This window comes from Streptococcus sp. DD11 (genome assembly GCF_001578865.1).
Taxonomy (GTDB): Bacteria; Bacillota; Bacilli; order Lactobacillales; family Streptococcaceae; genus Streptococcus; species Streptococcus panodentis.
This window is the reverse complement of sequence record NZ_KQ969396.1, coordinates 233611-237889: the sequence shown is the minus strand read 5'-3', so window position 1 is coordinate 237889 and position 4279 is coordinate 233611. Positions and strand designations below refer to the sequence as shown.

Here is a 4279-nt window from a genome sequence, read left to right as displayed (position 1 = left end):
TTGAAGTAGTTGGAATGCTACGAACCAAGAAATATTGTGAGAAACATTGAGGACAATCATATCAATTTTTACATTGTTCAGTGTGATTATAATCCGTTTACCTGCAAAGTATTCTGCAAGGAATGCGGAGGTCTGTTTGGCAAAAAAACTGGACCACGAGCAGAGGGAAACGGCCTGTCTGGCATTGCAATAACCGCTACAAGGTAAAAGGAGTCCAGGGGTGCACTAATCGCTATATTGATGAAGAAACCCTGCAGCAGGCTTTCCTCAGAGCCTTAGAAATTTTGAGGGAAAACAAGGACACGCTTTTAGAAAAATGGGCCAACTTTAGTGAGGATCAAAAGCTGGAGAAGTACCATTCGGAGCAACTGAAGAAACTAGTTGAGAGTGACCAGACTGCATTTGATGGACGAAGGATGTGCCAGGTGTTAGAGAAAATAGCACTCGGGGAAGACGGCTGCATCAGTATTAAATTTTTAGAAGGAACAGAAGTTGATTTATAGGTTTGTGACAATAGGAAAGAATAGATACTATATATTTATCTTCATTCCTATTTAGAGATTAAAATTTGTATTTTTTGAATAATATATTTGGAATTTTAGAATTAATCGTGTTACAATTTAAAGAGGAATCAATAAGAAAAGGAAATACAAACGTGGGTATACTATTAGCAACAAGATTAAAAAATAGACGAAAAGAATTAAAAATGTCTCAGAGAGAACTAGCTGAGGGGATTTGTAAACAAGGTCAAATTAGTCGGTTAGAGAGTGGGGAGTTTACTCCTGGAGCTGATTTTCTGCATGCTTTGGCTAAAAAATTGAATGTTAGTATGGACTACTTTTTCGATGATCAGATTGTAGAGGAAGTTAATGAGTTATCAGAGTTTAAAAAATTGGCGAAAACTTTTATCACAAATCGAAATTATGAATCTTTGAAATATATATATGAATTGGAAAGTGTAAAAGCTCATCGCTTATCTCTAACAGATAAGTTTTATATGGAGTGGATAAAATCATTGATAGATTTTTATTTTTACGGACAGAAAGAAGAGGCAATTACACGATTAGAGAAGATGCTATCTCAGTTAAGTGTATCTGACTTGAACTACCTTCAAGTTTCAAATACTCTATTCAATTTTTATTATGATATTGAAGATTTAGAACGTTTTAATGAGATTAGAGACAAGCTAGAGCATCAAGTGAATCAACTTAATTTAAACACAATTGAAGAGTTAGAACTATCTATTAAGTTCAATTATAACGTTTGTCGATACCTATGGTTAGAGAAAAATATCGAAGAGGCTATTACTAAAATCACAGCTACGATAAAGCAGTGTAGTGACTATAGAACAACTTATCTTTTGGCTGATTTGTATTTATTGATGGGAAATGTCAGTGAAAGTTTTTCTTCTAAAAGTTCGGTAAAAGAATATTTTGAGATAGCTCATTTCCTCTACAAACTTGAGGAAAATATGTCAATGACTCTGAAAGTCGAGCACTACCTTGCAGATGTCACATAATAATGAAAACAATGTTCAACGAAGAGCATTGTTTTTAATTGCATTAGATACATAAAAGTATTAAATTAAAAAAATATAAAAACTCTAGACAAGATAATTTTGAAGTGATAAAATAAATGTAAGAAAACAAGAGGAGAGACATATGAAGAGTTTGTTTAGGAAAACAGTTGCTTTGTTAGTTATGGGTTTAATCCTATTAGGAATTGCAGGAGGACCTCGAGTCCATAAGATGACTAGAGGTATCGATCCAGGCCCTGCAAATGGAAAAATTTTTTAACTATTCAGTAATCTATAACGCCAATTATGAGGTTTGATAAGATTTGTCCTCGCAGGATAAAAATCTTAAATATATTTATGAAAGGATAATACATACTATGGAAAATACATATCTTACTCTAAAACAAGAAAATGTTTCTATCGATGTTGATGATATTGATGTAGCTGCTCTCTTGATGGGAAGAAATCAGCCAAGTCAACATAGATGCTAGAGTACATTTTGTTGAGTCAGGGGTGATAATTATTATCGCTCCTGATTTTTATTAGGTTATTTTTATTAAAGAAGTTACAAAGAATCTCAAATGAAAAAATATTTTTATCAAAATCCTTTTTTAGTAGGCCAATTTTTAATAGTAAATATCATTGGTGCAATTTCTGTATTGAGCTTAGCTTTTGTACTAGAAGGAATCATTGATTCTATTTCAAATGTTAACTCAGAAACGTTCATATTATACGTAGTGTTGTTATTAGTTTATATAGTTTTTGATTCCTTAATGGAGTATTGTGTTGAAGTTTCAAATCAGAAATTGATTCAAAAAATTTTACATGATATACGAAGTGATTTGACTGATAGTAACGGAAGAAAGTCTTTGCTTGCTATCTATCGTAGCAATCCTGAAATGCATATTTCAACCTATACTAATGAACTAGAAGTCTTAGAAAAACAATACTTAGAACAAATTATTAGTATAACTAATGATATTTTGGTTTTTGTTTTTGCTTCAATCATATCTTTATTTTTACAACCATCTTATACTATCATAATGGTTATTTTGAGTTTACTCCCTCTTTTTTATCCTTTGTTAACTCAAAGTTCTTTACAAAAAGCAAGAGATGTGAGCGTAAAATCAAAAGAAAACTATTTTAATGTGGTATCAGATTTTTACTTTGGTTTAAAGACAGTCAAGCTATTTGAAGCAGTGCACTCTTTCACTGATATTGTGAATTCAAAAAGTAAGCAGTTGAGAAAATCAAACGTGGCTTATTATAGAAAAGCAAATTCAATAGAAGCGATATCATATGCAATAACAATGATTGTAAACCAGGGAGCTTGGGTAGTTGGAGGATTTTTTGTCCTTAAGGGGAGGCTTTCTCTAGGAGAATTTATTGGACTCCGTCAATTAGTGATGTATATTACTTATCCAATTACTAACATGAAGCATAGCTATACGGATATCTTATCTTCAAAGAAATTGGTTAATGATTTAGTTAAAACGATAAAGCAAGTACCAGCTGAAGCATCTAATAGAGAAAATATAAAAATTGATACAATCGAACTGGTTAATTTTGGAATATTAGGAGAGAAACAAAATATATTACAAAATATAAATTTAACATTTGAGATAGGTAAAAAATATCTCATTGTTGGAAAAAGTGGAGGTGGGAAAAGTACACTTTTGAATTCTTTGATAGGTTTGATACCAGATGGTTTTAATACTACTGGGAGCATTTTAGTTAATGGGCAGGATTTTACTAGTATCAAGTTAGATTACTCATCAGTTGCTTATGTGGAGCAGAAAACGTTTATTTTTGATAAACCAGCCATTGACAATTTAACAATGTATAAAGATTATGATAAAGGTCTACTTCATCAAGTGTTGCAGAAGGTCAGTTTAGAAACTATTAATTTAGAGGATGAAATCAAAAATAAGTTATCTGGTGGGCAAGAGAGGAGGCTAGATTTTGCTAGATCTCTACTTGCTAATAAAGAAATTTTACTTTTGGATGAGGTTACATCGTCTTTAGATAAAGAAAATAGATTGCGTATTGAAGAATTAGTAGCCTCATTGCAAGGAAAAATGATTATTTGTATTGCTCACGAACCATCAGATAATTTTATCTCAATGTTTGATGAAGTGTTAACTCTTGAGGAAGGGATGATTAAATCAAACTCTTAATTATAAGATATAATAATCTAGACTTTCCATACTTTTATTGCTATACTCACTATCAGTTGAACAGGAAATAAGTAGTTACTTGTATAATGAAATATTCTGCATATTTGATAGCAGTAGAGATTGGAAATATGATGATTTATATCTTTGTCGCGGTTATGCAGGGATGAGTGTTATGATGTGTGCATTCAACTATATAGGAAAAAATAGAATGTTTGTAAGAGAGAAGCTTTATGAAGAATTACAAAATAGTAAAAATTTACTTGGTAATCTAAATGAATCACCAAATATAATAGAAAATTACTTAGGAGTTGTATTGGCTCTTATTAACGATTATTCTAATAAAGTAGACATTCTGAACAAGATTATGTTAACACTATGAAAACTGAGTCAATCTCAGTTTTTTGTTTATTTAAAACATATAACTGTTGCTTTTGTCACATTAAAAGTATATAATAAACAGAAAAAGCACAAGAAGGTAGTAAAATGAGGAAACAGGAGCGATTAGATGAGATTGTGAACCTTGTCAATAAGACGGGAACAATCTATGTTCAAGATATTATGGAAACTATGAACGTCTCAGACATGA

The 4279-nt window shown here is 31.3% G+C and carries 5 protein-coding genes; all 5 read left to right on the top strand.

The window, feature by feature from the left end:
- Positions 1–122: 122 nt before the first annotated feature.
- The gene (locus STRDD11_RS10540; protein ID WP_241209416.1) at positions 123–503 is read left to right on the top strand and encodes a recombinase zinc beta ribbon domain-containing protein; all 381 of its coding nucleotides are present in this window, start codon (positions 123–125) and stop codon (positions 501–503) included.
- Between the two features lie 152 nt (positions 504–655).
- Positions 656–1519, top strand: a complete 864-nt coding sequence (locus tag STRDD11_RS10535) for a helix-turn-helix domain-containing protein (protein ID WP_128837335.1) — start codon at positions 656–658, stop codon at positions 1517–1519.
- 578 nt (positions 1520–2097) lie between these two features.
- Complete coding sequence (locus STRDD11_RS10530) at positions 2098–3693, top strand: ATP-binding cassette domain-containing protein (protein ID WP_128837253.1); 1596 nt, start codon at positions 2098–2100, stop codon at positions 3691–3693.
- A gap of 79 nt (positions 3694–3772) precedes the next feature.
- On the top strand, positions 3773–4072 hold the full coding sequence (locus STRDD11_RS10525) for a hypothetical protein (RefSeq protein WP_128837252.1): 300 nt from the start codon (positions 3773–3775) through the stop codon (positions 4070–4072).
- A 104-nt stretch (positions 4073–4176) separates the two neighbouring features.
- On the top strand, positions 4177–4279 hold a 103-nt coding region (locus STRDD11_RS10520), incomplete at its 3' end, for a DeoR family transcriptional regulator (protein ID WP_128837334.1).

What these genes read in the sequence shown, in the direction of transcription:
- STRDD11_RS10540 (WP_241209416.1), top strand. Translation starts at nt 123, where the DNA reads ATGCGGAGGTCTGTTTGGCAAAAAAACTGGACCACGAGCAGAGGGAAA.
- STRDD11_RS10530 (WP_128837253.1), top strand. Translation starts at nt 2,098, where the DNA reads ATGAAAAAATATTTTTATCAAAATCCTTTTTTAGTAGGCCAATTTTTA.